21 protein-coding genes, 26 tRNA genes and 1 rRNA gene are annotated in these 24,722 nt (G+C 32.7%); 44 read left to right on the top strand and 4 right to left on the bottom strand.

Annotated elements, in window-relative coordinates:
• Position 1: 1 nt before the first annotated feature.
• The 37 genes from rrf to fumC all read left to right on the top strand — a co-directional run bounded on the left by rrf (position 2) and on the right by fumC (position 12,518).
• Positions 2-116 (top strand): 5S ribosomal RNA (rrf, locus tag ACP7BT_RS00005).
• A gap of 9 nt (positions 117-125) precedes the next feature.
• Positions 126-201, top strand: a tRNA-Val gene (locus ACP7BT_RS00010).
• Between the two features lie 13 nt (positions 202-214).
• Positions 215-290: transfer RNA gene (locus tag ACP7BT_RS00015), tRNA-Thr, on the top strand.
• A gap of 7 nt (positions 291-297) precedes the next feature.
• Positions 298-373 (top strand) — tRNA-Lys (locus ACP7BT_RS00020).
• 16 nt (positions 374-389) lie between these two features.
• Positions 390-471: transfer RNA gene (locus tag ACP7BT_RS00025), tRNA-Leu, on the top strand.
• Positions 472-474: 3 nt separating this feature from the next.
• A tRNA-Gly gene (locus ACP7BT_RS00030) sits at positions 475-549 on the top strand.
• A gap of 7 nt (positions 550-556) precedes the next feature.
• A tRNA-Leu gene (locus ACP7BT_RS00035) sits at positions 557-642 on the top strand.
• A gap of 18 nt (positions 643-660) precedes the next feature.
• A tRNA-Arg gene (locus tag ACP7BT_RS00040) sits at positions 661-734 on the top strand.
• Between the two features lie 8 nt (positions 735-742).
• Positions 743-816 (top strand) — tRNA-Pro (locus ACP7BT_RS00045).
• A 20-nt stretch (positions 817-836) separates the two neighbouring features.
• Positions 837-912 (top strand) — tRNA-Ala (locus tag ACP7BT_RS00050).
• 25 nt (positions 913-937) lie between these two features.
• A tRNA-Met gene (locus ACP7BT_RS00055) sits at positions 938-1,011 on the top strand.
• Positions 1,012-1,038: 27 nt separating this feature from the next.
• Positions 1,039-1,112 (top strand) — tRNA-Ile (locus ACP7BT_RS00060).
• A gap of 9 nt (positions 1,113-1,121) precedes the next feature.
• Positions 1,122-1,214 (top strand) — tRNA-Ser (locus tag ACP7BT_RS00065).
• Between the two features lie 44 nt (positions 1,215-1,258).
• Positions 1,259-1,351, top strand: a tRNA-Ser gene (locus ACP7BT_RS00070).
• Between the two features lie 13 nt (positions 1,352-1,364).
• A tRNA-Met gene (locus ACP7BT_RS00075) sits at positions 1,365-1,438 on the top strand.
• A gap of 9 nt (positions 1,439-1,447) precedes the next feature.
• A tRNA-Asp gene (locus ACP7BT_RS00080) sits at positions 1,448-1,523 on the top strand.
• A gap of 8 nt (positions 1,524-1,531) precedes the next feature.
• Positions 1,532-1,604 (top strand) — tRNA-Phe (locus tag ACP7BT_RS00085).
• Between the two features lie 12 nt (positions 1,605-1,616).
• Positions 1,617-1,692 (top strand) — tRNA-Thr (locus ACP7BT_RS00090).
• A 6-nt stretch (positions 1,693-1,698) separates the two neighbouring features.
• A tRNA-Tyr gene (locus ACP7BT_RS00095) sits at positions 1,699-1,782 on the top strand.
• Between the two features lie 15 nt (positions 1,783-1,797).
• Positions 1,798-1,871 (top strand) — tRNA-Trp (locus ACP7BT_RS00100).
• A 2-nt stretch (positions 1,872-1,873) separates the two neighbouring features.
• Positions 1,874-1,946 (top strand) — tRNA-His (locus ACP7BT_RS00105).
• A gap of 11 nt (positions 1,947-1,957) precedes the next feature.
• A tRNA-Gln gene (locus ACP7BT_RS00110) sits at positions 1,958-2,029 on the top strand.
• A gap of 9 nt (positions 2,030-2,038) precedes the next feature.
• Positions 2,039-2,109, top strand: a tRNA-Cys gene (locus ACP7BT_RS00115).
• A 10-nt stretch (positions 2,110-2,119) separates the two neighbouring features.
• Positions 2,120-2,194 (top strand) — tRNA-Gly (locus tag ACP7BT_RS00120).
• Positions 2,195-2,215: 21 nt separating this feature from the next.
• Positions 2,216-2,290: transfer RNA gene (locus tag ACP7BT_RS00125), tRNA-Gly, on the top strand.
• Between the two features lie 9 nt (positions 2,291-2,299).
• Positions 2,300-2,374 (top strand) — tRNA-Gly (locus ACP7BT_RS00130).
• Positions 2,375-2,586: 212 nt separating this feature from the next.
• Positions 2,587-2,973 (top strand): aspartate 1-decarboxylase, encoded by a 387-nt coding sequence (gene panD / locus ACP7BT_RS00135; RefSeq protein WP_002482870.1) that lies wholly within the window; start codon positions 2,587-2,589, stop codon positions 2,971-2,973.
• 299 nt (positions 2,974-3,272) lie between these two features.
• Positions 3,273-3,355: transfer RNA gene (locus ACP7BT_RS00140), tRNA-Leu, on the top strand.
• A gap of 201 nt (positions 3,356-3,556) precedes the next feature.
• Positions 3,557-4,624 carry a PTS transporter subunit IIC gene (locus ACP7BT_RS00145; protein ID WP_041080130.1) on the top strand — a complete coding sequence of 356 codons (1,068 nt, stop codon included), beginning with the start codon at positions 3,557-3,559 and terminating at the stop codon, positions 4,622-4,624.
• A gap of 629 nt (positions 4,625-5,253) precedes the next feature.
• Entirely contained in the window at positions 5,254-6,717 is a 1,464-nt protein-coding gene (locus tag ACP7BT_RS00150) for an ABC transporter substrate-binding protein/permease (RefSeq protein ID WP_002482872.1), read from the top strand.
• A complete protein-coding gene (locus ACP7BT_RS00155) occupies positions 6,710-7,432 on the top strand; it encodes an amino acid ABC transporter ATP-binding protein (RefSeq protein ID WP_002482873.1) in 723 nt (240 codons plus the stop codon). Before ACP7BT_RS00150 ends, ACP7BT_RS00155 begins: the two co-directional genes overlap by 8 nt.
• Positions 7,433-7,592: 160 nt before the next feature.
• Entirely contained in the window at positions 7,593-8,720 is a 1,128-nt protein-coding gene (queG, locus tag ACP7BT_RS00160; RefSeq protein WP_002482874.1) for a tRNA epoxyqueuosine(34) reductase QueG, read from the top strand.
• Positions 8,721-8,724: 4 nt separating this feature from the next.
• Positions 8,725-9,195 carry a tRNA (uridine(34)/cytosine(34)/5-carboxymethylaminomethyluridine(34)-2'-O)-methyltransferase TrmL gene (gene trmL, locus ACP7BT_RS00165; protein ID WP_002482875.1) on the top strand — a complete coding sequence of 157 codons (471 nt, stop codon included), beginning with the start codon at positions 8,725-8,727 and terminating at the stop codon, positions 9,193-9,195.
• 180 nt (positions 9,196-9,375) lie between these two features.
• Entirely contained in the window at positions 9,376-9,975 is a 600-nt protein-coding gene (locus ACP7BT_RS00170) for a 6-phosphogluconolactonase (RefSeq protein ID WP_002482876.1), read from the top strand.
• Between the two features lie 21 nt (positions 9,976-9,996).
• Positions 9,997-10,182, top strand: coding sequence for an SAS053 family DNA gyrase inhibitor (locus ACP7BT_RS00175; protein WP_011302805.1), 186 nt, complete (start codon positions 9,997-9,999; stop codon positions 10,180-10,182).
• 156 nt (positions 10,183-10,338) lie between these two features.
• Complete coding sequence (locus ACP7BT_RS00180) at positions 10,339-10,755, top strand: hypothetical protein (protein WP_041080128.1); 417 nt, start codon at positions 10,339-10,341, stop codon at positions 10,753-10,755.
• Positions 10,756-11,132: 377 nt separating this feature from the next.
• Entirely contained in the window at positions 11,133-12,518 is a 1,386-nt protein-coding gene (gene fumC / locus ACP7BT_RS00185) for a class II fumarate hydratase (protein ID WP_041080126.1), read from the top strand.
• Between the two features lie 202 nt (positions 12,519-12,720).
• On the opposite strand, the gene ACP7BT_RS00190 is transcribed toward fumC, so the two are convergent.
• Positions 12,721-13,548: an RluA family pseudouridine synthase gene (locus ACP7BT_RS00190; protein ID WP_041080124.1), complete on the bottom strand. Its 828-nt coding sequence runs from the start codon at positions 13,546-13,548 to the stop codon at positions 12,721-12,723.
• A gap of 184 nt (positions 13,549-13,732) precedes the next feature.
• On the opposite strand from ACP7BT_RS00190, the gene ACP7BT_RS00195 reads away from it, so the two are divergent.
• The 3 genes from ACP7BT_RS00195 to ACP7BT_RS00205 all read left to right on the top strand — a co-directional run bounded on the left by ACP7BT_RS00195 (position 13,733) and on the right by ACP7BT_RS00205 (position 16,901).
• Positions 13,733-14,848: a GAF domain-containing sensor histidine kinase gene (locus ACP7BT_RS00195; RefSeq protein ID WP_041080122.1), complete on the top strand. Its 1,116-nt coding sequence runs from the start codon at positions 13,733-13,735 to the stop codon at positions 14,846-14,848.
• A 14-nt stretch (positions 14,849-14,862) separates the two neighbouring features.
• Positions 14,863-15,486, top strand: a complete 624-nt coding sequence (locus ACP7BT_RS00200; protein ID WP_041080120.1) for a response regulator — start codon at positions 14,863-14,865, stop codon at positions 15,484-15,486.
• 125 nt (positions 15,487-15,611) lie between these two features.
• A complete protein-coding gene (locus ACP7BT_RS00205) occupies positions 15,612-16,901 on the top strand; it encodes a dicarboxylate/amino acid:cation symporter (RefSeq protein ID WP_041080118.1) in 1,290 nt (429 codons plus the stop codon).
• A gap of 766 nt (positions 16,902-17,667) precedes the next feature.
• Here ACP7BT_RS00205 and ACP7BT_RS00210 read toward each other — a convergent pair.
• From ACP7BT_RS00210 to purU, 3 genes are all read right to left on the bottom strand, one after another.
• Positions 17,668-17,976: a hypothetical protein gene (locus ACP7BT_RS00210; protein WP_002482884.1), complete on the bottom strand. Its 309-nt coding sequence runs from the start codon at positions 17,974-17,976 to the stop codon at positions 17,668-17,670.
• Between the two features lie 335 nt (positions 17,977-18,311).
• Positions 18,312-19,112, bottom strand: a complete 801-nt coding sequence (locus ACP7BT_RS00215) for an ABC transporter permease (protein ID WP_041080116.1) — start codon at positions 19,110-19,112, stop codon at positions 18,312-18,314.
• Positions 19,113-19,585: 473 nt separating this feature from the next.
• Positions 19,586-20,437 carry a formyltetrahydrofolate deformylase gene (gene purU, locus ACP7BT_RS00220; protein WP_011302813.1) on the bottom strand — a complete coding sequence of 284 codons (852 nt, stop codon included), beginning with the start codon at positions 20,435-20,437 and terminating at the stop codon, positions 19,586-19,588.
• A gap of 428 nt (positions 20,438-20,865) precedes the next feature.
• On the opposite strand from purU, the gene xdrA reads away from it, so the two are divergent.
• The 4 genes from xdrA to ACP7BT_RS00240 all read left to right on the top strand — a co-directional run bounded on the left by xdrA (position 20,866) and on the right by ACP7BT_RS00240 (position 24,721).
• On the top strand, positions 20,866-21,330 hold the full coding sequence (gene xdrA, locus ACP7BT_RS00225) for an XRE family transcriptional regulator XdrA (RefSeq protein ID WP_002482887.1): 465 nt from the start codon (positions 20,866-20,868) through the stop codon (positions 21,328-21,330).
• Positions 21,331-21,577: 247 nt separating this feature from the next.
• Entirely contained in the window at positions 21,578-22,708 is a 1,131-nt protein-coding gene (locus tag ACP7BT_RS00230; RefSeq protein WP_002482888.1) for a DUF445 domain-containing protein, read from the top strand.
• A 68-nt stretch (positions 22,709-22,776) separates the two neighbouring features.
• Entirely contained in the window at positions 22,777-23,121 is a 345-nt protein-coding gene (locus ACP7BT_RS00235) for a YlbF/YmcA family competence regulator (RefSeq protein ID WP_002482889.1), read from the top strand.
• A gap of 415 nt (positions 23,122-23,536) precedes the next feature.
• Complete coding sequence (locus ACP7BT_RS00240; RefSeq protein WP_041080114.1) at positions 23,537-24,721, top strand: metallophosphoesterase family protein; 1,185 nt, start codon at positions 23,537-23,539, stop codon at positions 24,719-24,721.
• Position 24,722: the final 1 nt, after the last annotated feature.

Consider the following 24,722-nt stretch of genomic DNA (forward strand, 5'->3'; position numbering starts at 1 on the left):
GTCTGGTGACAATGGCAAGGAGGTCACACCTGTTCCCATGCCGAACACAGAAGTTAAGCTCCTTAGCGCCGATGGTAGTCGGACTTACGTTCCGCAAGAGTAGGACGTTGCCAGGCAATTTATATGGAGGATTAGCTCAGCTGGGAGAGCATCTGCCTTACAAGCAGAGGGTCGGCGGTTCGAACCCGTCATCCTCCACCATTTATTTAATTTAGCCGGCCTAGCTCAACTGGTAGAGCAACTGACTTGTAATCAGTAGGTTGGGGGTTCAAGTCCTCTGGCCGGCACCATTTTGATGAGCCATTAGCTCAGTTGGTAGAGCATCTGACTTTTAATCAGAGGGTCAGTGGTTCGAGCCCACTATGGCTCACCATTATCATTTTAATATCGCGGGTGTGGCGGAATTGGCAGACGCACTAGACTTAGGATCTAGCGCCTTACGGCGTGGGGGTTCGACTCCCTTCACCCGCATATGCAGAAGTAGTTCAGCGGTAGAATACGACCTTGCCAAGGTCGGGGTCGCGGGTTCGAATCCCGTCTTCTGCTCCATTATTTTGCCGGGGTGGCGGAACTGGCAGACGCACAGGACTTAAAATCCTGCGATAAGTGATTATCGTACCGGTTCGATTCCGGTCCTCGGCATCATCCTATAAAAATTATGCGCCCATAGCTCAACTGGATAGAGTACTTGACTACGAATCAAGAGGTTATAGGTTCGACCCCTATTGGGCGCACTAATTTACGGGAAGTAGCTCAGCTTGGTAGAGCACTTGGTTTGGGACCAAGGGGTCGCAGGTTCGAATCCTGTCTTCCCGATTCCCTGAAAATTTGTATATGGGGGCTTAGCTCAGATGGGAGAGCGCCTGCTTTGCACGCAGGAGGTCAGCGGTTCGATCCCGCTAGTCTCCACCATATTTAATACAAACTAAAATACAACGGCGGTGTAGCTCAGCTGGCTAGAGCGTACGGTTCATACCCGTGAGGTCGGGGGTTCGATCCCCTCCACCGCCACTAATTATTAGTTGTAAATTATATTTAGGACCTTTAGCTCAGTTGGTTAGAGCTAACGGCTCATAACCGTTCGGTCGCAGGTTCGAGTCCTGCAAGGTCCATATAATTTTGGAGGAATACCCAAGTCCGGCTGAAGGGATCGGTCTTGAAAACCGACAGGGGCTTAACGGCCCGCGGGGGTTCGAATCCCTCTTCCTCCGCCATCTTTATAATAATTGAATATAATTTATTTTTAGCTAATATTTGTGGAGGAATACCCAAGTCCGGCTGAAGGGATCGGTCTTGAAAACCGACAGGAGCTTAACGGCTCGCGGGGGTTCGAATCCCTCTTCCTCCGCCATTTATATTATTAACGCGGGATGGAGCAGTTCGGTAGCTCGTCGGGCTCATAACCCGAAGGTCGGTGGTTCAAATCCGCCTCCCGCAATTTTTAAAAGGTCCCGTAGTGTAGCGGTTAACACGCCTGCCTGTCACGCAGGAGATCGTGGGTTCGAATCCCATCGGGACCGCCATTTATTATGGTTCAGTAGCTCAGTTGGTAGAGCAATGGATTGAAGCTCCATGTGTCGGCAGTTCGATTCTGTCCTGAACCATTTTTAATGCAAGCCGGCCTAGCTCAACTGGTAGAGCAACTGACTTGTAATCAGTAGGTTGGGGGTTCAAGTCCTCTGGCCGGCACCATCTTTTGGAGGGGTAGCGAAGTGGCTAAACGCGGCGGACTGTAAATCCGCTCCTTCGGGTTCGGCAGTTCGAATCTGCCCCCCTCCACCATTTATTTAATTTAATAGGGGCATATTTCAACGGTAGAATAGAGGTCTCCAAAACCTTTGATGTGGGTTCGATTCCTACTGCCCCTGCCATGGCGGTTGTGGCGAAGTGGTTAACGCATCGGATTGTGGTTCCGACACTCGTGGGTTCGATTCCCATCATCCGCCCTTAGTATTATTGGGCTATAGCCAAGCGGTAAGGCAATGGACTTTGACTCCATCACGCGCTGGTTCGAATCCAGCTAGCCCAGTTTTTTATTGGCGGCATAGCCAAGTGGTAAGGCAGAGGTCTGCAAAACCTTTATCACCGGTTCAAATCCGGTTGCCGCCTTCAACAATATGCGGGAGTAGTTCAACTTTTAGAACACGTTCCTTCCCGGAATGAGGTATAGGTGTAAGTCCTATCTTCCGCTCCATATTAAATTATTATATCCCTTGCGGGGGTAGTTCAACTTTTAGAACACGTTCTTTCCCAGAACGAGGTGTAGGTGTAAGTCCTATCCTCCGCTCCATATTATTTTGCGGGAGTAGTTCAACTTTTAGAACACGTTCCTTCCCGGAATGAGGTATAGGTGTAAGTCCTATCTTCCGCTCCATTTATTCTTCCATTGAGGAAGTTTTTTTTTACACTTTTTTAAGTATATAAATTTAATAATCACTTTGGATTGTTGTTTATTTATATTGAGGTAAATATTATTTTAACGTCTTAATCAATGTGGTATTATTAAGTGGTTATGTTATATGAAGTAATAATTAATACTTGATTTATGTATAATTAAAAATTTGAACTATAGGAGCTATAATTTCTATGATACGTACAATGATGAATGGAAAAATTCACAGAGCAAGAGTAACAGAATCTAATTTAAACTATGTAGGTAGTATTACGATTGATAAAGATATATTGGAAGCAGTAGATATATTACCCAATGAGAAAGTGGCAATTGTAAATAATAATAATGGTGCACGTTTTGAAACCTATGTTATTGAAGGAGAACGTGGAAGTGGTAAGATATGCTTAAATGGAGCTGCTTCTAGGTTAGTAGAAGTAGACGATGTTGTGATTATTATGACATATGTTCAATTAAATGAAACTGAGCTTATAAATCACGTACCTAAAGTAGCTGTAATGAATGAATTTAACCAAATAACACAAATGATTGGTGAAAAGGAAAATGAAATAATTTTAGATTGATTTTTAAGTAAATAGTTAATTTGATTTGTACTTAATAATTTGATTCTAATTAAAAATGATGAATTTATTTAAATTAAGACGTGGTAATTAGTTTAATTTATTTATAAGGCAAAGATATTATGAATAGTGACAATTTATACTTTTTTAGTAAGGTGTTTTTCTTTCAAAAGCTAGTGATTACGCTCTTTATTAAGAAATCTATTGACGACAAAAGTTCTAAGTTATATAATGTATTTATGCTGTTTCGAACATAAACGGTTACTTTTTGTAAAATAAGTGATCGCTCAATTATTTATTGAGCCGGTGTGGCGGAATTGGCAGACGCGCGGGACTCAAAATCCCGTTCCTTCTTGGAGTGTCGGTTCGATCCCGACCACCGGTATAACTATAGTAATAAACAGACTCTGTTTGTTTTTGAACCTCGTATCTACGAGGTTCTTTTTTTATGTCAAATATACGTTTTGTTTTAAATTTAAAAAAAGAATATAAATCATTGATATTATATTTACCATTATAGCTTTATATTGTGGTTTTTAAGAAAGTATAATATTATGAGTCTAATGCTTTATTTGGAGGAAAATGAATGTCTAAGAGTAAAACTAAAAACAATAGTAGTAAACAATTTTTTAGCAACATACTTCAAGCTGTGGGTGCTGGTGTTGTAATTGCATTAATACCGAATGCATTGTTAGGAGAGTTATTAAAATTCTTCAAAGAAGGTAATCAATTATTAGAATCAGTGTATCAATTGGTTGTATTAATTCAATCATTTATGGCTTTTATTATTGGAGTATTAGCAGCGCATCAATTTAAATTTAGTGGTGCTGGTGCAACGATGGTTGGCGTTTCTGCAATGCTTGGTAGTGGAGCAGTAAAAATAACATCAAACGGTTTTATGTTAAATGGTATTGGAGATATTATAAATACGATATTAGTAGTCATGGTAGCCTGTTTTTTATATTTAATACTTCAAAACAAATTAGGATCGCTTGAAATGATTATTTTACCGGTAGTGATTCCGGTTGTAAGTGGCATTATAGGTATTTATACACTAGGGTATGTATCGAATGTGACGAAAGGAATTGGACATTTAGTGAGTTCTTTTACAGAACTGAATCCTATGTTGATGTCTATCCTTATCTGTGTTACATATTCTTTATTAATGGTTACACCCATATCTGTGGTAGCAATTGCCACTGCAATTGGTTTGTCTGGTTTAGGAAGTGGTGCAGCTAATATGGGTATTGTAGCAGCTTGTGTAACATTTTTATTCGGTTCAATACGAGTGAATGGTGCAGGTGTCAATCTTGTATTAATTATTGGTGCAGCTAAAATGATGATTCCAGTATACTTTAAACATTTAATCATCGCGGTGCCTTTAGTTATTAATGGTATCATAGGAGGGTTAATTGCTTATTTCATAGGAATTCAAGGGACACCAATGTCTGCTGGTTTTGGTTATACAGGTTTAGTAGGGCCAATAAACGCATTTAATCGGATGGATGGTGATCCAGTAATAAATATTATCCTTTTAATTTTTGGTTATCTTATTATTCCATTTGTAGCAGCATTTTTTGTACATGAATTATGTAAAAAATTCATAGGCAGTTATTCAGATGACATATATAGATTTGAAATACCAAAACAATAAAGTGTTTTGAATTTGTGTATGGCAGTTGGTTATCTAAGAAAATGAATATCTATACATTTTCAAGGTATTGTATAGGTGTAGTTAAGTCTAAAAATCTAAAACTTTAAGTTTATTATAGTGTCAATATTATTTTCTATGTCTATATATTTTACTTTAAGGTATAGAGTATAAATTAATGTATATTAACAAGCATGACAGCAACCTGTAATTGATTATGAAGCATAGGGCAGAAATTAAATTTTCTAGTGGGTCTTTTGTAGTTCCACCTATGTAACCAAGGCAGAGATAACTATGATAAAGGTCTGCCTGAGCTAACGTGCATGTATAAGTTTCACTAGAATTATATATAAGATTTAGCCTATGTATAAGAACTACTCTTTTCCATAAGAATAGGAAAAATAGTTTCTTTAAAATAAGTAGGCTATACATTTTCAATTTAGTCATTTAGTGCCTAATTGAACAAGAGTCTGAGACATCTAGTTTTGTCCCAGGCTCTCTTTTTTTATACTCAAGGGACAGAATTTGAGGTAATTAGCTGTTTATATAAGTTTAAATAGATTCCTAAAATTATATTGAATATTATTTCGTAATTATGTATAATAATGAATTATATAGAAAGGGGTTAGAAAATGAAACACATGATTAAATTGATTATGACTGTTATTTTAATTAGTAGCGGTATATTAACTTACATTAGCCCTGTTGCACATGGAGCGGAACAGGATCAATGGGATAAAATAAAAGCGCGTGGTGAATTACGCGTAGGTTTATCTGCAGATTATGCACCATATGAATTTGAGCATAATGTAAATGGTAAATCGGAATATGCAGGTATCGATATTGACTTAGCTAAAAAAGTAGCTAAAGATAATCATCTGAAATTAAAAATTGTAAATATGCAATTTGACAGTTTATTGGGAGCAATTAAGACTGGGAAAGTCGATTTAATTATTTCTGGTATGACACCAACACCAGAGCGTGAAAAAGAAGTAGATTTTTCTAACCCATATATGACAGTCCAACAAAAAATGATAATAAAAAAATCAGATGCAGATAATTTAAAAGATATTGACGATTTTGCAAATAAAAAAATAGGTGTTCAAAAACAAACACAACAAGAAAAAATTGCTCAGAGTGAAATTGATAATGCACAGGTACAATCTTTGACTAGAGTTCCAGAAGTAATCATGTCATTAAAGAGTGGTAAGGTAAAAGGAATGGTCATCGAAGGACCAGTAGCTGAAGCTTATTTGAAACAAAATAAAGATTTAACATTTGCTGAAAATGTTAAATTTAATGAAGGTACAAAAAGTACAGCAATCGCTGCTCCGAAACATTCTCCAAAATTAATGGAAAAATTGAATGCATCTATCAAAGATGTTAAAGATAATAATTTAATTAAGGATTATAAAGCTTCTGCGGCAGAAGCAATGAAAAAAGATGACGGTAATTTTTTCACTAAGTATGGTAATTTCTTCTTAAAAGGTATTCAGAACACGATATTAATTTCCATTGTTGGTGTTCTATTAGGGACAGTGTTTGGTGCTGGTATTGCTTTACTTAAGTTAAGCAAAATTAAATTATTAAGTTGGCTTGCTTCAGCTTATATTGAATTCCTAAGAGGGACACCGCTTTTAGTTCAAGTATTCCTTGTTTACTTTGGAACAACAGCAGTTCTTGGATTAAATATATCAGCGCTTATATGCGGTATGATTGCTTTAGTAATTAATTGTTCAGCATATATTGCCGAAATAATAAGAGCAGGTATTAACGCTGTTGATAGTGGACAAACTGAAGCAGCACGTAGTTTAGGTTTAACTTATGGTCAGACAATGAAGTCAGTTATTTTACCGCAAGCTATTAAAAATATTTTACCGGCTTTAGGTAATGAATTTGTAACGGTAATTAAAGAATCGTCAATTGTTTCAGTCATTGGTGTTAGTGAAATAATGTTCAATGCACAAGTTGTACAAGGTGCGTCATTTGATCCATTTACACCATTAATCGTTGCTGCAATACTATACTTTATTCTTACATTTACATTATCTAGAGTGATGTATTACTTTGAAGGGAGAATGAAAGTTAGTGATTAATATTAAAAATTTATATAAATCTTTTGGTAAAAATGAAGTGCTCAAAGGAATTGATTTAACGGTAAATCAAGGTGAAGTCGTCGCAATCATTGGTCCTTCTGGTAGTGGGAAAAGTACATTACTTCGTTGCATGAATTTGTTAGAAACACCGACTAGTGGGGAAGTTATTTTTAAAGAACAACATTTAACTCATAACAGCACTGAGTTAGAAACCTTACGTCAACAAATGGGGATGGTATTTCAAAATTTTAATTTGTTTCCTCATAAAAAGGTCATAGATAATGTTATATTAGCGCCAAGTTTATTGAAAAAAGATAATATCGCTAATTTAAAACAACAGGCGAAATCATTACTTGAAAAGGTTGGATTAGCAGATAAAGCAGACGCTTATCCCTCTCAATTATCTGGTGGACAAAAGCAGAGGGTTGCAATTGCTAGAGCATTGGCAATGAATCCTGAAGTGTTATTATTTGATGAACCAACGTCAGCACTTGATCCTGAAGTTGTTGGTGATGTGCTTAAGGTAATGAAAGATCTAGCAAAAGAAGGTATGACAATGGTCGTTGTCACACATGAAATGAACTTTGCAAGGGATGTAAGTGATAAAGTGGTCTTTATGGCAGATGGCGTGATTGTTGAATCTGGATCGCCAACAGATATTTTTGATCATCAACAACATGAAAGAACTAAAAACTTCTTGAGTAGAGTACTATAAGCTGTTGAAACCAAGCATTTAAGGTTAGATTAATTAATAATCGTAACTTTAGATACTTGGTTTTTAATTTTGTCATGAAAAACTAAAATACGTCATACGCTAAACACTTCGGAATATGTTAAACTATGGAATGTATGTTTTTAATGTGGGGTGTAATTAAATGGATTTAAACCAATTGAAACAAGATGTCATAGATTATGCTCATACAATTGGTATCGATAGTATTGGTTTTACTACAGCTGATCCTTTTGATGAGTTGAAACAAAAGTTAGCTGACTATCATGCGAAAGGCTATGCATCTGGTTTCGAAGAATCGGATATCGAATTGAGAACTGAACCGAAGTTATCGCTGCCGACAGCTAGATCAATCATTGCAATTGCAGTGGGTTATCCTAATAAATTGAAAGGCGCTCCTAAAAGTGTTCGTGGTGATCGCCGTGGTATGTTTGCACGAGCATCGTGGGGACAAGACTATCATTCGATTATGAGGAAACGCCTAGATAAATTAGGTGCGTATTTAGAAGAAAAAGTACCTGGTGTAGAAATACAATCAATGGTAGATACTGGTGTACTTTCAGATCGCGCAGTTGCTGAACGCGCGGGCTTAGGTTACGTAGGTAGAAACGGTTTTGTTATTAATCCAGAATTAGGTACATGGACATATCTAGGTGAAATGCTTGTAAGTATACCTTTTCCACCAGATGATCCGTTAATCGATAGTTGTGGTGATTGTACCATTTGTGTTGATCGTTGCCCAACTGGAGCACTTGTTGGTGATGGACAATTAAATAGTCAAAAATGTATCAGCTTTTTAACGCAAACTAAAGGGTATTTAGCTGATGAATATCGTTATAAAATTGGTAATCGTTTATATGGTTGTGATACATGTCAGCAAGTTTGTCCAAGAAATAAAGGAATCAATACTCAACAAGATGATATCGTATTAGAACCAGAAATTTTGAAACCTAGGTTGGTGCCTTTGTTGCAAATGAGTAATAAGGAATTTAAAAACACTTATGGTCATTTAGCAGGTGCATGGAGAGGGAAGAAACCGATACAGCGGAATGCTATCGTCGCATTAGCGCATTTTAAAGATGAAACTGCAATATCAGAATTACAAGAAGTAGCTTTGAATGATCCTAGACCCATGATTCGTGGTACTGCATATTGGGCAATAGGTCAAATTCAAGGTGAAGCGGCAAGGCCTTTTATAGAACAACATTATAATGATGAAATAGAAGAAGTCCAAGTAGAAATGATAAAAGGACTTGAAATGAGGAGCGAATAAAAGCATGACAAACCATATAGTATTATTTCAGCCACAAATACCTGGTAATACAGGCAGTATTGCTAGAACATGCGCTGGTACATATACACATTTACATTTAATTAAGCCATTAGGTTTTAGTACAGATGATAAAATGTTAAAACGTGCAGGCTTAGATTATTGGGAATCTGTGAACATTACCTATTATGAAAACATTGAATCATTTTTTGAAAACACAGATGGTACATACTATTTGTTGACTAAATTTGGTAAAAAGACGTATTCAGATTTTGATTTCACAGATACAGAACATGACCACTTTTTCATATTTGGACGAGAAACAACTGGATTACCTGATTGGGTAAAAGATGCTTATGCTGAAACTGCCTTAAGAATACCAATGAATGATAATATTAGATCATTAAATCTATCTAATACAGCTTCATTACTTATATACGAAGCTTTAAGACAACAAAGTTTCCCTGGGTTACATTAATTGTTTAAAATGAATGAAATTATAGTTAAAGCTTTGTATAATGAAGTTAAGCCTAAATATAATTTAAATCAGAAGAATCATAAGTTAAATTAAGTAAATAGTTTATGGTTACTGTAACAAGGGTAATAATAAAAATAATGCTAGAACGCGTCTTAATAGACAAAGAGGAGTGTAATTACTATGGCAATGAACTTTAAAGTTTTAGAAAATGAACAAGTTGTAGCGGAATATGCTGCAGATATCTTAAGAAAACAATTTAACAACAATCCAACAACAATTGCTGGTGTACACCTTTCAAGTGACAATGCACCAGTATTGGATGAATTAAAGAAAAATGTTGATAAACATGCAGTAGATTTTAGTCAAATTAATATTCTGGATTATGATAACAATAAATCCTACTTTGAAGCACTTGGTGTTCCAGAAGGCCAAATCTTCAATGTTTCATTTGGTGAAGATACGGAATCATTTATTAAAGATAAAATCAAAACTAAAGAAAATAAAGGGAAATTGATTACACAAGTACTTTCTATTGATACAAATGGTAAATTAGATGTAAGTGTGAATCAAGGTTTATTCTCGTCACGTGAAGTTATTTTAATTATTACAGGTAGCAATAAAAAAGAAGTCGTTCATAAACTTTATGAAGAAAATGGTAAAACAAGTTTTGAACCTTCAGATTTAAAAGCGCATCGTATGGTTAATGTTATTTTAGATGAAGCGGCTGCTGAAGGTTTACCAGAAGATGTTAGACATTATTTCACTGCACGTTTTGCATAATTTATATGTGAGGTGATTGCAATGAGTTTAGATAAAAATCAAAATAATCTACATCGTGATGAATTAGAGTCAGAAAACGCGATGGTTGATGATTTAGAGGATGTCGTAGAATTAGGAAAAGAAATGGAACAAATCTCTGAAGAAAATGATGAAGATAAATTAGATAAATCACATGACCCAGCAGTACGTTCCGATTTAAATGAATAGTTTAAGCCACCTTTGTGAATTATTATGGTTCACAAAGGTTTTTTGTGTAATTGTGATGACGATTTTTTTCGAAGTCATGTGGTAAAAAAAGAAATGCCATGTTAAATGTGAATGTGTTATTATTAAAGCATTATTGATTTAAGGAGAATTATATAAATGTTAAGCAAATATTGGAAATATATCATGATAAGTGCTGTTATTGTAAATTTAATTTCTATAAAAGGTTTTCCAATGGCAATTGGAGCGCTTTATTTACCAGTATTATTCAAAATTATTAAATTACAAATTAATTTATCACAAGGTTTAGTAGATCAAGTGAATGCATCAACTTTTGTAAAAAGTAATCAAACAGGCGTCATTATTAGTGTGTTATGTTGTATTGTTATAACTGTATTATTATTTAAGCCTTTAGGTAGCTTTTATGATAATTTAGATGGTTTCCTAGGATTATTAATAACAATTAGTCCAGTTACATTAGTGATAGGTGCGATCTTATTAATTTTAACTGCAGTTGGCGTGATTCAAGCGGCAAAAAATCAATTTAAAAGTGTTAATATCATTAAAGAGCGTTAAGACAATTTTTAATAATAGAGCTTTTAAGATTAATAAAATGTACGTCACTATGTTCATTCATCTAATATAAAAATTTTAATTGTATTTCCAATTATCGCGTCTGAGACAAAGTAGATGTCTCAGACGCTTTTTTTCATTTAGGCAGTAGATGACTGAATTGAAAAGGTAAAATCTCACTTATTTAAACAAACGATTAAAAAATTTGATTACTCTCCTGCTACCTTTTTATATAAAAGAAAAAATATCAATGTGTTGTTGTTTATGTATTTTAAAATTATCAATTGAATTATGAAAACGCTATATAATACGATTGCTCCTATAAAATGTTTAATGCTATACTAATAGCGAACAATGAATAATGAAGGGGAGAATTATAAATGTCAGTAAGAATAGAACATGATACATTCGGTGAAATTGAAGTACCTGCAGATAAATACTGGGGTGCACAAACAGAAAGAAGTAAACGTAATTTTCCAGTGGGTAAAGAACGTATGCCAATTGAAGTTGTATACGGATTTGCGCAATTAAAAAGAGGAGCAGCATTAGCTAATCATGCATTAGGTAAATTATCAGATGCCAAAAAAGATGCGATTGTCTATGCATGTGACCGCGTATTAAATAAAGAATTAGATGAACATTTCCCACTTGTTGTTTGGCAAACAGGGAGTGGTACACAAAGTAATATGAATGTAAACGAAGTTGTAAGTTATGTTGCCAATACTTACTTAAAAGAGCAAGGTATCGATGAGTCTATTCATCCTAATGATGATGTAAATAAATCTCAAAGTTCTAATGATACATTCCCAACAGCAATGCATGTTGCATTATACAATGAAGTTGAAACAAAATTAGAACCTGCATTAAAAACACTGAGAGATACGTTTAAACAAAAAGAAGAACAATATCACGATATTATTAAAATTGGGCGTACGCATCTACAAGATGCTACACCGATTCGACTAGGTCAAGAAATTAGTGGTTGGCGTTATATGTTAGATAAATGTGAAACGTTGTTAAGTGAATCAAAAGCGCATATTTTAAACTTAGCTATTGGTGGTACTGCAGTAGGTACAGGAATTAATGCACATCCAGAGTTTGGTGACAAAGTAGCTAAATTTATAGCTGAAAATACAGGCTATCCTTTTGTATCATCTGAAAATAAATTCCATGCATTAACAGCACATGACGAAGTTGTACAATTGCATGGTACACTTAAAGCACTTGCAACAGATCTAATGAAAATTGCCAATGATGTAAGATGGTTAGCTTCAGGACCTCGTGCGGGTCTTGCTGAGATTTCCATACCAGAGAATGAACCTGGTTCATCTATCATGCCTGGTAAGGTTAATCCAACGCAATGTGAAATGTTAACTATGGTTGCAGTTCAAGTAATGGGTAATGATACAGCAGTTGGTATTGCAAGTTCACAAGGTAACTTTGAACTCAATGTATACAAACCAGTTATTTTATTAAATAACTTGCAGTCAATTTATTTATTAGCAGATGGTATGGACACATTTAATAATAATTGTGCAGTTGGTATTGAGCCAATTCCAGAGAATATTGATAATTATTTAAACCAATCATTAATGCTCGTAACTGCTTTGAATCCACACATTGGATATGAAAAAGCAGCTAGTATCGCTAAAAAAGCTCACCGTGAAGGGCTTACTTTAAAAGAATCAGCAATTAATTCAGGGTATGTTACAGAAGAACAATTCGAACAATGGATTAAACCAGAAGATATGGTTGAACCTAAATAAAACTCCATAGAGCACTGAAAATACAAATATTTAAATTAAGAGAGCTAATCCTATCATATGGATTAGCTCTTTTTGTTTTATACTTTAATGCGTTGAACGTTAGCAATTGACTACAGAATAATCAAATGCAACAGTTTTTTTACACTTAATAGTATGCTAGCTTATTTTAATAGAGATAAGGTATTGCAATTATTTTATATGATTAAACTTCATCGTCTAAACTTACAGTTATACTTTCTTGTTTGAGTGGATGAATAAATTCTATTTTGTGACTATTTAATTCTAATTTTCTTAACGTAGAGTTACCATATAATGGATCACCAATAACTGGGTGACCAATTTCTGCTAAGTGTACACGAATTTGATGCGTTCTACCGGTATCTAATTTTATTTCTAATTCACAGACGTCTTCTTTAATCATTTTTGAATTTAAAATATGTGTGATTGCAGATTGACCTGTAGAAGAGACACGACGTTTATTAGAATGAAATTTATCTTTACCAATAGGCATATCGATAGTCTGAGGTTTGATAGGTAATAAACTATGTACATTTGCTTTATATATACGGTCTATTTCATTTTCCTCTAGCATACGGTCTAAGATTTTTTTCATTAATGGGTTTTTTGCGACGATTAATAAACCAACTGTTTCTTGGTCTAATCGGTGAATAGGTTCTACATAATCACTTTTTATTGTATAAATGACATGGTTCATTAATGTATTACTTTCTTTTAAATCATTTGGATGTGTTTTCACACCTTTTGGTTTCATGACAATTGCTATGTCATCATCTTCATAATAAATTTGAGCGAAGCGGTAACTAGGTAAGTAATTACTCACTTCATCTGGTGTTGGAATATAAACATTATCGCCAGTATTTACTTTAGTCATGAGCGTTCCAGGCGATTCGTTAATGGTAATTGCTTTCGACATATTTAAAGTGTGTAAATCTTTTTTTGGTAATTGCAATTGTTGAAAAATTTCTCTTAATGTTAATTGATTATATTTATTAGGGATTTCAAATTTCATAGTATCCTCCTTGATTATCAACTATTATCATACCATAAAGAAAGTATTAAAAATATTAGTCAAATGAATTCTATATTTAAAATTTAAATGAATGCATTTATTAATGTTGTAGAAGCAACATTTTAAAATTTAACATGAAGAAGGTATAATATATATTAAAGTAGTAACGGAATGGAATGGTTAAATGGAAAAACCGACAAGACTTGCATTACTTAAAGAAATAGCTGAATTTTTAAATGAAGAAACAGAAACATACAGCATGATGGATGGCGCGTTGAGATATCTTATAGAAGGAACGGATTTTACTACTGGATGGATTTTCTTTATAGATGATGTAGGGCAACATGAATTAGTCTCGCATTTTGAGCTTCCAGGAGCGTTAGCCAAAGACAATTGTAAATACATGTGTGAAGGCACGTGTTGGTGTGTTCAAGCATATCAAAATAAAAAGTTAACTAAGGCATCAAATATTATAAATTGCTCTCGCATTAATTTAGCTAATCGTGCACATCATGCTGAAACAAATGGTATTACACATCATGCAACGGTGCCATTACGTTCAGGAGAAGAACAGTTTGGATTATTAAATGTGGCGACACCTTATAAAACAAGCTACAGTGAAGAGGACTTAGAATTACTAGAGTCAGTTGCTTTTCAAATAGGTTCTGCTATCAAACGAATTATTCTCACAAATAAAGAAAAAGAAGCTGCTCGTATCAGTGAAAGAAATCGATTAGCTCGAGATTTACATGATTCAGTGAATCAATTATTATTTTCTGTGAAACTGACTGCACATGCTGCCCAGGGTATTACGAAAGAGGAAGTATCACGGAATGCGTTTAATGTAATAGAAGATACAAGTCAACAAGCCGTGAATGAGATGCGGTCATTGATCTGGCAACTTAAACCTGTTGGATTAGAACAAGGATTAGTAAATGCATTAAATAACTATAGTGATATTTTACAAATTGAGTTAAGTGTAAAAGTTGAAGGTTTGATTAATTTACCAAGTTTAATAGAAGAAAATGTCTACCGTATTATCCAAGAAGCTATGAATAATACTAAGAAACATGCGAATACAAATGAGATTAATGTGAAATTGACGCAAAATCATCAATCTTTAATCGTGGAAATTAAAGATTTTGGTAAAGGTTTTAATATGAATCAATCAAATTTTAATTATTCACATGGAATCAATAATATGAGACAACGTGCGAAAGCGATAAATGGTAATTTATATATTGAATCAATTGAAAACAAGGGTACTAAAATATATATAAGCGTGCCGTTGTGGTTATAGGAAGGAAGAAAGTTATGAGTCGAATTATACTTGTAGATGATCATCATATTGTTAGGCAAGGATTAGAATTTTTATTATCAACGGTAGAAGATTTAGAGGTTATAGGTGGATTTTCAGATGGTCGAACCTTTTTAGATTATCTAGAAAACAACACGTTACCCGATATTGTATTATTAGATTTAGTAATGCCAGAAATGAATGGTATTGAAATTACAGAATGGATGAAGAAAAAATATCCAAATGTAAAAATATTAGTGTTAACAAGTTATATTGATGATGAACATGTTATTTCTGCAATTGATAAAGGTGCAGATGGTTATGAGATGAAAGATGTAGAGCCTGAGCAATTAATAAAAACAATAAAACATGTTCTTGCAGGAGAAAAAATCATTCATCCTCAAGCACAACATGTCATTGAAACAGTAAGTAAAAAGCCACATTATGCAAACAAGCTTTCAAAAAGGGAATCAGAAGTACTTACGGAAATGGCAAAAGGTAAAACAAATAAAGAAATTGCAGAAACACTTTTTGTATCAGAGAAAACAATTAAAACGCATGTTAGCCATATATTTAGTAAACTTCAAGTAACGGATCGTACACAGGCGGCAATTTATGCTATGCAAAACAATTTAATATAGTGTGTAATAAAACGATCATAAATAATGTCATGGCATGGCACTATATCTATTTTGGTGAATTATTACTTTAATTTATATAAAAATACTATATAATAAATAGTAATAACTAAAAGGGGGATATTGCTATGAAAACGAAGCATCTTTCATTAAAGATCGTCATAGCGTTAGTATTAGGTATTGCAATTGGTTCTATCTTTAATGTATTTTCGAATACAGCTTTTGTAGAAAACGTAGATAAATACCTATTTAATGTTATCGGACAAATCTTTCTGAATTTAATCTTTATGTTAGTAGTGCCAGTTGTTTTTGTTTCCATCGTCTTAGGGGTAGTCGGTGTAGGTGATCCAAAATTATTAGGGGGCATAGGTATAAAAACGATTACCTTCTATTTAACCACGACAGCGATTGCAATTGTCATTGGTATTACATTGGCTTTAGTATTACAACCCGGTGCTGGAAAATCAGAACTATTAAATAGTGATGATGTATCCAGTTATCAACAAACATTAGAGAAAGAAGACAGTTCACAAGATTCAGCCGCCAAACAAACATTTGATCAAACTTTAATTAATTTATTTCCTAAAAATCCATTGCAAGCCATGACGGATGAAAATATGTTGCAAATTATTACATTTGCTATTTTCATTGGTGTAGGTATTATCATGGTGGGTTCAAAGGCACAAATGGTTCATAAATTTTTAGAACAAACCAATGATGTACTCATGTATATTGTAACAATGATTATGAGTGTCTTTGCACCAATTGGTACATTTGGTCTTGTAGCACATGCCTTTACTGGTGCTGGATTTGGGGCAATCCAGCAATTAGGTATGTATTTCTTTATTGTCTTACTGGGGTTAGGGATTCATTTCTTTGTGGTATATGGTGCTGCCGTTAAATTTATGGCAAAATCAAGTCCATTAAAGTTTTTCAAAGACTTTATTCCAGCTATCACATTAGGTTTTAGTGCTTCAAGTTCTACGGCTACTTTACCTGTATCATTAGAATGCACGAAAAAAATGGGGGTTAGACGGGAAATTGCTTCATTTGTTCAACCCTTAGGCGCAACGATTAACATGGATGGTACTGCCATAATGCAAGGTGTTGCAACGATATTTATCGCTCAAATTTCTGGCGTGACTTTATCTGTTTCGCAAATTATAACAGTTGTCGTTATAGCAGTTGTGGCATCTATTGGTACAGCTGGGGTTCCTGGCGTGGGATTGATTATGCTCGCAATGGTATTAAATGCAGTAGGACTAGATCCAGCAGCCATCGGTATTATTTTAGGGATTGATAGATTACTTGATATGACAAGAACATCAGTCAATATAACAGGCGACGCAGCATGTGCTTTAGTTATTTCAAAGGCTGAAGAAAGAAAGTTAGCAAAAGAACGTACACTTAATGAATAAATATAGATTAATAAAGGGTAGGGCATAGAAATCAAATTTTCTAATAAAGATTACGTCGTCCTACCTATGCAATCAAGGCAAAGATGACTAGAATAAAGCTTTACCTGAGCTAACGTGCATACATAAGTCTCACTAGCATTTTTATGTGGCATATCTAAGCTTTAGCTTATGCAAAAGAACGATTTGTTTCTATAAAAAATGGAAAAATAGTTTTTATAAATAAGTGAGTCTTTATATTTTCAACTCAATCATCTACTGCCTAATTGAAAAAGTCTGAGACATCTATTTTGTCTCAGACTTTTTAATGCGTACTGATATACTTTAATAGGTTCGTATTTTTAATAATCATAAACACTGAAACACGGATATCATCAAATTAGAAGTGATTTGCATCATATGTTATCTTGTGATTGAACTAAATTTGAGGGAGCACTATGCATATGAATAAAAATAAATTATATGTACTGATTGTCTTAGCAATTTGTTTAATAATAACGGTGATATGCACATACTTTTTTATAAAGAGAGGTCATTATTCAGTATTCATAACATTATCTATACCTTTTATCATTTTAATTATTGATTATTTCTTAGGCAGAAAAGATGATAAAGATAAGTAGTGACAGCCGATTAAATTAGATGCAATATATGTGCAATAACATAAGTAAGTTGCACGTTTGATAGGCAAATTTAATTGATAATCAGTTGTCTGTTACAAACATTTTTTTAGTAACTTGTATTGAAAATGATGAAGGCTAAATGGGTATTATGTAATAGCATGATACAGTTCTACAAATTTTTTTGCATCTTTACGATGGACTTGATCAAATATCCATGTTTCACCATCATGGTCCATTATTGTAATTCTAAAAGGTGAAAGTGAGAAACCTGTCTTCAAGCTTTTGATATCTGTAAATAAAAATGTCTCCTTAATATTTCCAATTTGCATTGTCTCTAGAGATTTAAAGATGATACGATCATCTAGCAAAATGAGTTGCCCTGAAACAGTTTGTAATTGAAAAAATTTTAACGAAGCACTTATAGCAATGACGGGATGATTGATATCTACTTGCATAATTAATTCCCCAATCTAAAGTTTATTTGTCATATATTGATAAAACATTTACTTATAAATTATTTTAATTGAGTATAACATGAGAATAGTCTATTACAAATTACATATATGAAATCTCGGATAATTGTGGAGTTTCAATAATGATTACATCGTTTAGCTAAGGGCGGTTAAATTGAGAAGTGGAAAATAATGTACATTTAAGCTAATGCACATGTATAAAGTCCCGGATACACTTTATATAGAATACAAAAGCTAGAGCTTATGTATAGGAATGCCTTATTTTCATAAAATGAAAAAGTAGTTCTATCAATGTAAGGGAGCTTTATTAAGATAAATTACATAAAATCAGCAAAATGATCTCTATAACGCATGTGCACGACAGCTCCTACGATAAAAAGAATCAAGACAAGTACAAAATTATAAACAGTTAAATGCCAATGATTAATAAAATACCATTCTTTGTGCAATAGGGCGGCTCGGTATCCTTCAGCTAAAAAATAAATCGGGTTTAATTTCATGACTGTTACCACAATTTCATTTTTAGGTGCGTATAATATGGAAGATACAAAAAATATGATTCTCATTAACGATTGAATAACCATTTGCGTATCACGAATCAATACGGCCAAAGTTGATGTGAATATTGAGATAATAGTCGTTAATATTAAGGCATAAGGTACATAAATTAATAATTGTAATGAATAAATAGAAGGGTGATATCCACCAGAAAAGCAAATGATTAACACAATCAACAATAAGCCGAGATGTCCATAAAATCTACTAAATACAATGTAACTAGGTATGACAGATAATGGAAAATTCATTTTTGCAACTTGATTGTATTTTGATACAATCGCTTTTGTACCCTCTAAAACACCTTGATTTACAAAAAACCACATACTTATACCTACAATAAGCCAATAAATAAAAGGTATCCCATCATGAGTAGCATTATTCCGTAAACCTAGACCAAATACAAACCAATATACTGCAATTTGCAATGCTGGATTAATGATTTCCCAAGCTACACCTAAATAGTTGTTATGGTTAGAAATTCGTAATTGGAAATCTGCTAGTCTTTTAATTAAATACAGGTTCGTCAACTGTTCCTTTAATATAAACCATACTGAATTCATTTGAACATATCACGCTTTCATATTTAGTTTTTATTAATATTAGTGAAAATAATTATACATTATTTTTGGAATGTAAGTAAATGAATTATCATTTGATACATAGAATATTTTGAGTCATATGATAGGGAGAATAAAAATAGATTATTGAATAGTGCGATTAGATCATTGCTTTCCAATATACTGGTATTTCGAGTCTATTAAATTTAAAAAAATTAATGAAATCGCAAAATCATTTTATAATCGTCAGATTCTGTTGTATAACAGAATTGAACGATATATAAGTAAATTAAAGAAGTATATTACAGGAGTAAGTGGAACTATATATAAATAATAAAGTTATCTGAAGTCAATACAATGAGTTTCAGATAACTTTAAATGTATCTATTTACAATAGTAGGTTTTAGAAAATATATAATTCTTAAAAATTTTATTTTTTATCTCTGAAACAGTGATTAGTACACAAAAAATATTTGTTAATTAAAGACAATCGTCTTATTTCCATCATTTACAATAATTTTATGTTGTACGTGATATTCGACTGCTTGTGCTAGCACGGTTGATTCAACGTGACGTCCTATTTTTCTTAAATCTTGAACACTGTAGCGATGATTTATGCGTGTGACATCCTGTTCGATAATTGGGCCTTCATCTAAATCCGACGTAACATAATGACTTGTAGCGCCTACAAGTTTAACACCGCGTTCCCAAGCTTGTTTATAAGGATTTGCACCGATAAATGATGGCAAGAATGAATGATGAATATTTATAATTTGGTTTGGATAATGACTTACAAAATGATCAGTTAAAATTTGCATATATTTTGCTAGTACAATGAGATCGATTTCGTGATGGCTACAAATATTAAGTATCTCTTGCTCTACTTCTTGTTTCTCTTTATTATTTGGCACATAATAAAATGGAATAGACAAAGATTCAGCAAAATGTCTGTTTGTTTCATGGTTACTTACGACACATACAATTTCTGCAGGCAATTCACCTCGTTGTACTCTTAATAGCACTTCGTTAAATGCGTGATCTTCTTTAGAAACAAATAATGCGATTTTCGTTTTATCATTATTATCGAAAAGTTCAAATTTTATATCGTATTGATTTAAAGTCGATTCTAATGCTTCTTTAAGTTCTGTAACTTGTTCAAATTCTAAGCGTAAAAATAATTTACCATTTTCAGATTGGTTGCTTTCATACTCTGTAAAATGATCTAAATGTAAAATATTAGATCCATGATCCGCAATAATCGTTGTAATTAATGACGTTAAACCTACGCTGTCTGTACATCTAGCTAGTAATATATATGTATTTTTCATATTAAGCACCTCAAAATTTTAAAAGTAACTCAGATTATAATGAAAATTCTAAATAATGTAAACAAAAGCTATCATTTAAATTAATTTAGAGAAATTTGTAGTTTATCTATGCGTAAACAAGAAAAATGGTCTATAATAATAAATAGTGTTTTTATCTTAAAAGAGTAATAAGTAATTTGAGTTGATAACACATTTCACAATAATAATACGCTTACAAACAAAGTGATTTTTGTTTTTAAAATATTATAAGATATAAGATTGATTATTTTGATAATTGCGCCAATGATAATTAACAATGAAAATTTCATTTCACTCTTTTATTTTCCTAAAAATTGTATTATGATGTAATTTGTGTTTCAAGAAGCGTGTATTATTGCAATTTCTTGTGTCCGGATAAAATATTCTTTTATGAAAGGTAGATTAAAGTAATGGATAGACAGAGTTTCACAGATTTAATTCAAACAAAATTTAAAATGGTACGTATTGAAGCAGGTTATACGCAAGATACGATGGCCCAAACAATAGGTCTTTCTAAAAAGACATTGGTACAAATAGAAAAAGAGAGAGTATTACCTAACTGGACAACATGTGTGTCAATTTGTGCATTATTTAGAGATTCAGATGTGTTAAATAGTACATTTGGATGTGATCCTCTAGAAATGGTACAAACGATTTCTCGTAATCATTGTGCATATCCTAACCATTCTACAACAAGTGATATCTATTGGAACACTGTTGATAGTCGTAATGGCTTCATCTTACAAAGTAACAAAGTGAGTGATATCTATCGTGTGCTAAATCAAGAGACACAGCCGATATTTGGTACTTCAAAATTAAGAGAAGCTGAAACTTATTTTGGTAGAATTTCTAAAGAAGAATTAATGCACGTATAATATTAATTCAATTAGTGATAGAAGAATCATTATTTATATAATTATCAGTCATGGGAAGTGATATTATATATGAATGATTTAGTCACTCTACCTCTACTTGACCTAAACATAGATTTAGGTCTTTTTTTATGTTATAAGTAAAATTTTGGAATGTTTTTCTACGCAATGAATCGTTATATGTTATACAATGTAAAAATGATTATAAGAAAATTTGAAATTTATTTAAGCAAACAAAGGAGTCATACACATGCAGACATTTTTAGTTATCATCTTTATGATGGTTATAGGCGCACTGATTGGTGGGGTAACCAATGTCATTGCTGTTAAAATGTTGTTTCACCCGTTTAAAACATATTATATTTTCAAAAAGAGAGTGCCTTTCACTCCAGGATTAATACCTAAAAGAAGAAAAGAAATTGCGGATAAAATTGGTCAAGTCGTTGAAGAACACTTACTTACAGAAGAAGTTATTCAAGCTAAGTTAAATGCACCAACTTCTAGAGATGCAATTGAAGAGATTATATTTAAGCAAATCGCTAAATTGAAAGAGAATCATACGACAATACAATCATTAGCAGACATTGTAGATATTGATTTTTCTAAAACAGCAAATCAAAAATTAGATGAATTAATTTCAGATAAAATGGATAACTTTTATTTAGATTATCAAAATACGCCAATCCAGCAACTTATTCCTAATGACATTGAAAGTAGTATAGATGATAAAATTGCGCTACTTCCTGAGTTGTTATTTGATAGAGCACGCGTATACTTGAAATCAGAAAAAGGTGGGGCAGATATTGCTTCTATGTTAGATACATTCTTCAACGAAAAAGGAAAAATTGTTGGTATGTTACAAATGTTCATGACAAAAGAAAGCATTGCAGAGCGAATACAGCATGAACTCATTAGATTAACGAGTCATCATAAAGCAAAAGCAATTGCTACGCAGATTATTGAAAATGAATATGCAACAATGAAATCGAAACAGTTGAATGAATTGATAAATGAAACGCAATATCAAGCTTTTAAAACATCAGTGACAGAATTAGCATTAGGATATGTGGACTTAGAACAAACTTCACATAAACCATTGCATACCATTATGCCAAGCTTTATTTCATTCTTAGAAACAAAAGTATCTAAGACGTTAACCGATGTAATTATTGATAATGCGTCAAAACATCTATCTCCAATTATGAAAAAAATAAACTTGAGACAAATGGTAGAAGAACAAATTAATACATTTGATTTAGCTTATATTGAAAAATTAATCATTGATATCGCTAATAAAGAATTGAAATTAATCATGTTTTTGGGATTTTTACTCGGTGGCATAATCGGTTTATTCCAAGGTGTAATTGCAATTTTTGTATAACATATTAAATTATGTTATTGTAATATCGATGTGGTTTTCACACATATACAAAAAAGGAGTGAAGCATAGTGGCAGTAAATTTATACGATCATGCAAATCAATTAGAACAAGCATTAAGAGAAAGTGATGAATATCAAGCTATTCAAAATGCTTATGCAAAAGTTAAAGAAAATCAAGAATCAAAAGATTTATTTGATGAATTCCGTGAAACACAATTAAGTTTCCAACAAAAACAAATGCAAGGTGAAGAAATCGGTGAAGAAGAGCTACAAAAAGCACAAGAACAAGCTCAAAAAATCGAAAATGATTCAAACATTTCTGAATTAATGGCTGCTGAACAAAATATGAGCCAAGTATTCCAAGAAATCAACCAAATCATTGTTAAACCTTTAGATGAAATTTACGCTGACTAATTTTTAGTTGAATATAAATGAATTTTATTTAAATAATATAGTCGTTTAAAGAATAAAACAGTAATCCTATCTTTTATAAATTTGATTTTGTAGTAGTTCAATACCGATGCGACCTATATGGTTAAATAGATCGAGACATATATTTGTCTTGGTCTATTTTTTTGTGAATATATAGATTGATTATATTTTGGCTACTGATTGAAAGGGATTTTTACTAATAAGGTAGATATTAGAGAAACAAAGTGATTGCTCGCTTAGTTTTATCGACTGGTGAATAAACAATATGGTAAAATATAGAGATAAAAGGATTGTTATGCATACAATTTAACAAGTGACAGAAATAACTTAGATGTTAATTAATTGTGGTATATGCATAAGTACAAATAAACCTTTCAATAAAGGAGAACTATACTGTATGGTGAAATTTATTCATTGCGCTGACTTACACTTAGATAGTCCTTTTAAATCTAGAAGTTATCTTAGTCAGTCTATTTTTGATGATATGCAAAAAAGTGCTTACGAAAGTTTTAAAAAAATAGTAGATTTAGCATTAAATGAAGAAATAGATTTTATGATTATTTCTGGTGATTTATTTGATCAACATAACCGCACGCTACGTGCAGAGGTATTCTTAAAGGAACAGTTTGAACGATTAAAGAGAGAACAAATATTTGTTTATTTATGTCACGGGAATCATGATCCATTATCAGCAAGTATTGGCACAGTATGGCCAGATAATGTTTCCGTTTTCTCTGAAAATGTTGAAACTTATCAAACAATCACTAAAAATGGCGAAGAGATTTATTTGCATGGTTTTAGTTATCAAAATGATGCAAGTTATGAAAATAAATTAGATGCATATCCTTCAAGTCAAGGTCAAAAAGGCATACATATTGGTATCTTGCATGGTACATATAGCAAATCAAATACCAATGATCGATATACTGAATTCAGACTAGAAGACTTAAATAATAAGTTATATCACTATTGGGCTTTAGGCCACATTCATGAGCGTCAACAACTGAGTGATATGCCACAAATTCATTATCCTGGTAACATTCAAGGCAGACATTTTAAAGAGCTGGGTGAAAAAGGATGCTTGTTAGTTGAAGGGGACGATTTAAAACTCAACGCGCAATTTGTTCCTACTCAATTTATAAGATTTGAAAAAGCAACTATAGAATCGGATAAAACATCGAAGCAAGGTCTTTTTGATGACATTCAATCTTTTAAATCACAAGTGAGAAAAAATGGAAAAGCCATCTATCAACTGAATGTTGTTGTAAATTCAGATCAATTGATATCTGAACAAGATATTTTGCAAGTACATGAAATGATAAGTGATTTTGAAGAAAATGAGCATGATTTTGTATTTGTAGAACAACTCTCAATTAAAAACAAATATGAAGATCAAAATACATTAGTTAAAGAATTCTCGCCTGAATTAATAGATGATACAACTGTTTATGACGGTGCTATGAATGATTTGTATTTAAATCCCAAAGCGTCTAAATATCTAGAAAATTATAGTGATTTCGATAGAAGAGCATTAATTGAACATGCTGAAGAATTATTGAAGTCAGATATGAGGGGTGAATAAT

It is taken from the genome of Staphylococcus sp. Y174-1 (assembly GCF_049897865.1).
Lineage (GTDB): Bacteria > Bacillota > Bacilli > Staphylococcales > Staphylococcaceae > Staphylococcus > Staphylococcus saprophyticus.

Bases quoted from the DNA above. Each gene is read 5' to 3' on its own strand.
- ACP7BT_RS00190 (WP_041080124.1), bottom strand. From the start codon at position 13,548: ATGAAATTTGAAATCCCTAATAAATATAATCAATTAACATTAAGAGAA.
- ACP7BT_RS00195 (WP_041080122.1), top strand. From the start codon at position 13,733: ATGGAAAAACCGACAAGACTTGCATTACTTAAAGAAATAGCTGAATTT.
- queG (WP_002482874.1), top strand. From the start codon at position 7,593: ATGGATTTAAACCAATTGAAACAAGATGTCATAGATTATGCTCATACA.
- panD (WP_002482870.1), top strand. From the start codon at position 2,587: ATGATACGTACAATGATGAATGGAAAAATTCACAGAGCAAGAGTAACA.
- purU (WP_011302813.1), bottom strand. From the start codon at position 20,437: ATGAAAAATACATATATATTACTAGCTAGATGTACAGACAGCGTAGGT.
- xdrA (WP_002482887.1), top strand. From the start codon at position 20,866: ATGGATAGACAGAGTTTCACAGATTTAATTCAAACAAAATTTAAAATG.
- ACP7BT_RS00205 (WP_041080118.1), top strand. From the start codon at position 15,612: ATGAAAACGAAGCATCTTTCATTAAAGATCGTCATAGCGTTAGTATTA.
- fumC (WP_041080126.1), top strand. From the start codon at position 11,133: ATGTCAGTAAGAATAGAACATGATACATTCGGTGAAATTGAAGTACCT.
- trmL (WP_002482875.1), top strand. From the start codon at position 8,725: ATGACAAACCATATAGTATTATTTCAGCCACAAATACCTGGTAATACA.
- ACP7BT_RS00175 (WP_011302805.1), top strand. From the start codon at position 9,997: ATGAGTTTAGATAAAAATCAAAATAATCTACATCGTGATGAATTAGAG.
- ACP7BT_RS00215 (WP_041080116.1), bottom strand. From the start codon at position 19,112: ATGAATTCAGTATGGTTTATATTAAAGGAACAGTTGACGAACCTGTAT.
- ACP7BT_RS00240 (WP_041080114.1), top strand. From the start codon at position 23,537: ATGGTGAAATTTATTCATTGCGCTGACTTACACTTAGATAGTCCTTTT.
- ACP7BT_RS00150 (WP_002482872.1), top strand. From the start codon at position 5,254: ATGAAACACATGATTAAATTGATTATGACTGTTATTTTAATTAGTAGC.
- ACP7BT_RS00230 (WP_002482888.1), top strand. From the start codon at position 21,578: ATGCAGACATTTTTAGTTATCATCTTTATGATGGTTATAGGCGCACTG.
- ACP7BT_RS00145 (WP_041080130.1), top strand. From the start codon at position 3,557: ATGTCTAAGAGTAAAACTAAAAACAATAGTAGTAAACAATTTTTTAGC.
- ACP7BT_RS00200 (WP_041080120.1), top strand. From the start codon at position 14,863: ATGAGTCGAATTATACTTGTAGATGATCATCATATTGTTAGGCAAGGA.
- ACP7BT_RS00210 (WP_002482884.1), bottom strand. From the start codon at position 17,976: ATGCAAGTAGATATCAATCATCCCGTCATTGCTATAAGTGCTTCGTTA.
- ACP7BT_RS00180 (WP_041080128.1), top strand. From the start codon at position 10,339: ATGTTAAGCAAATATTGGAAATATATCATGATAAGTGCTGTTATTGTA.
- ACP7BT_RS00170 (WP_002482876.1), top strand. From the start codon at position 9,376: ATGGCAATGAACTTTAAAGTTTTAGAAAATGAACAAGTTGTAGCGGAA.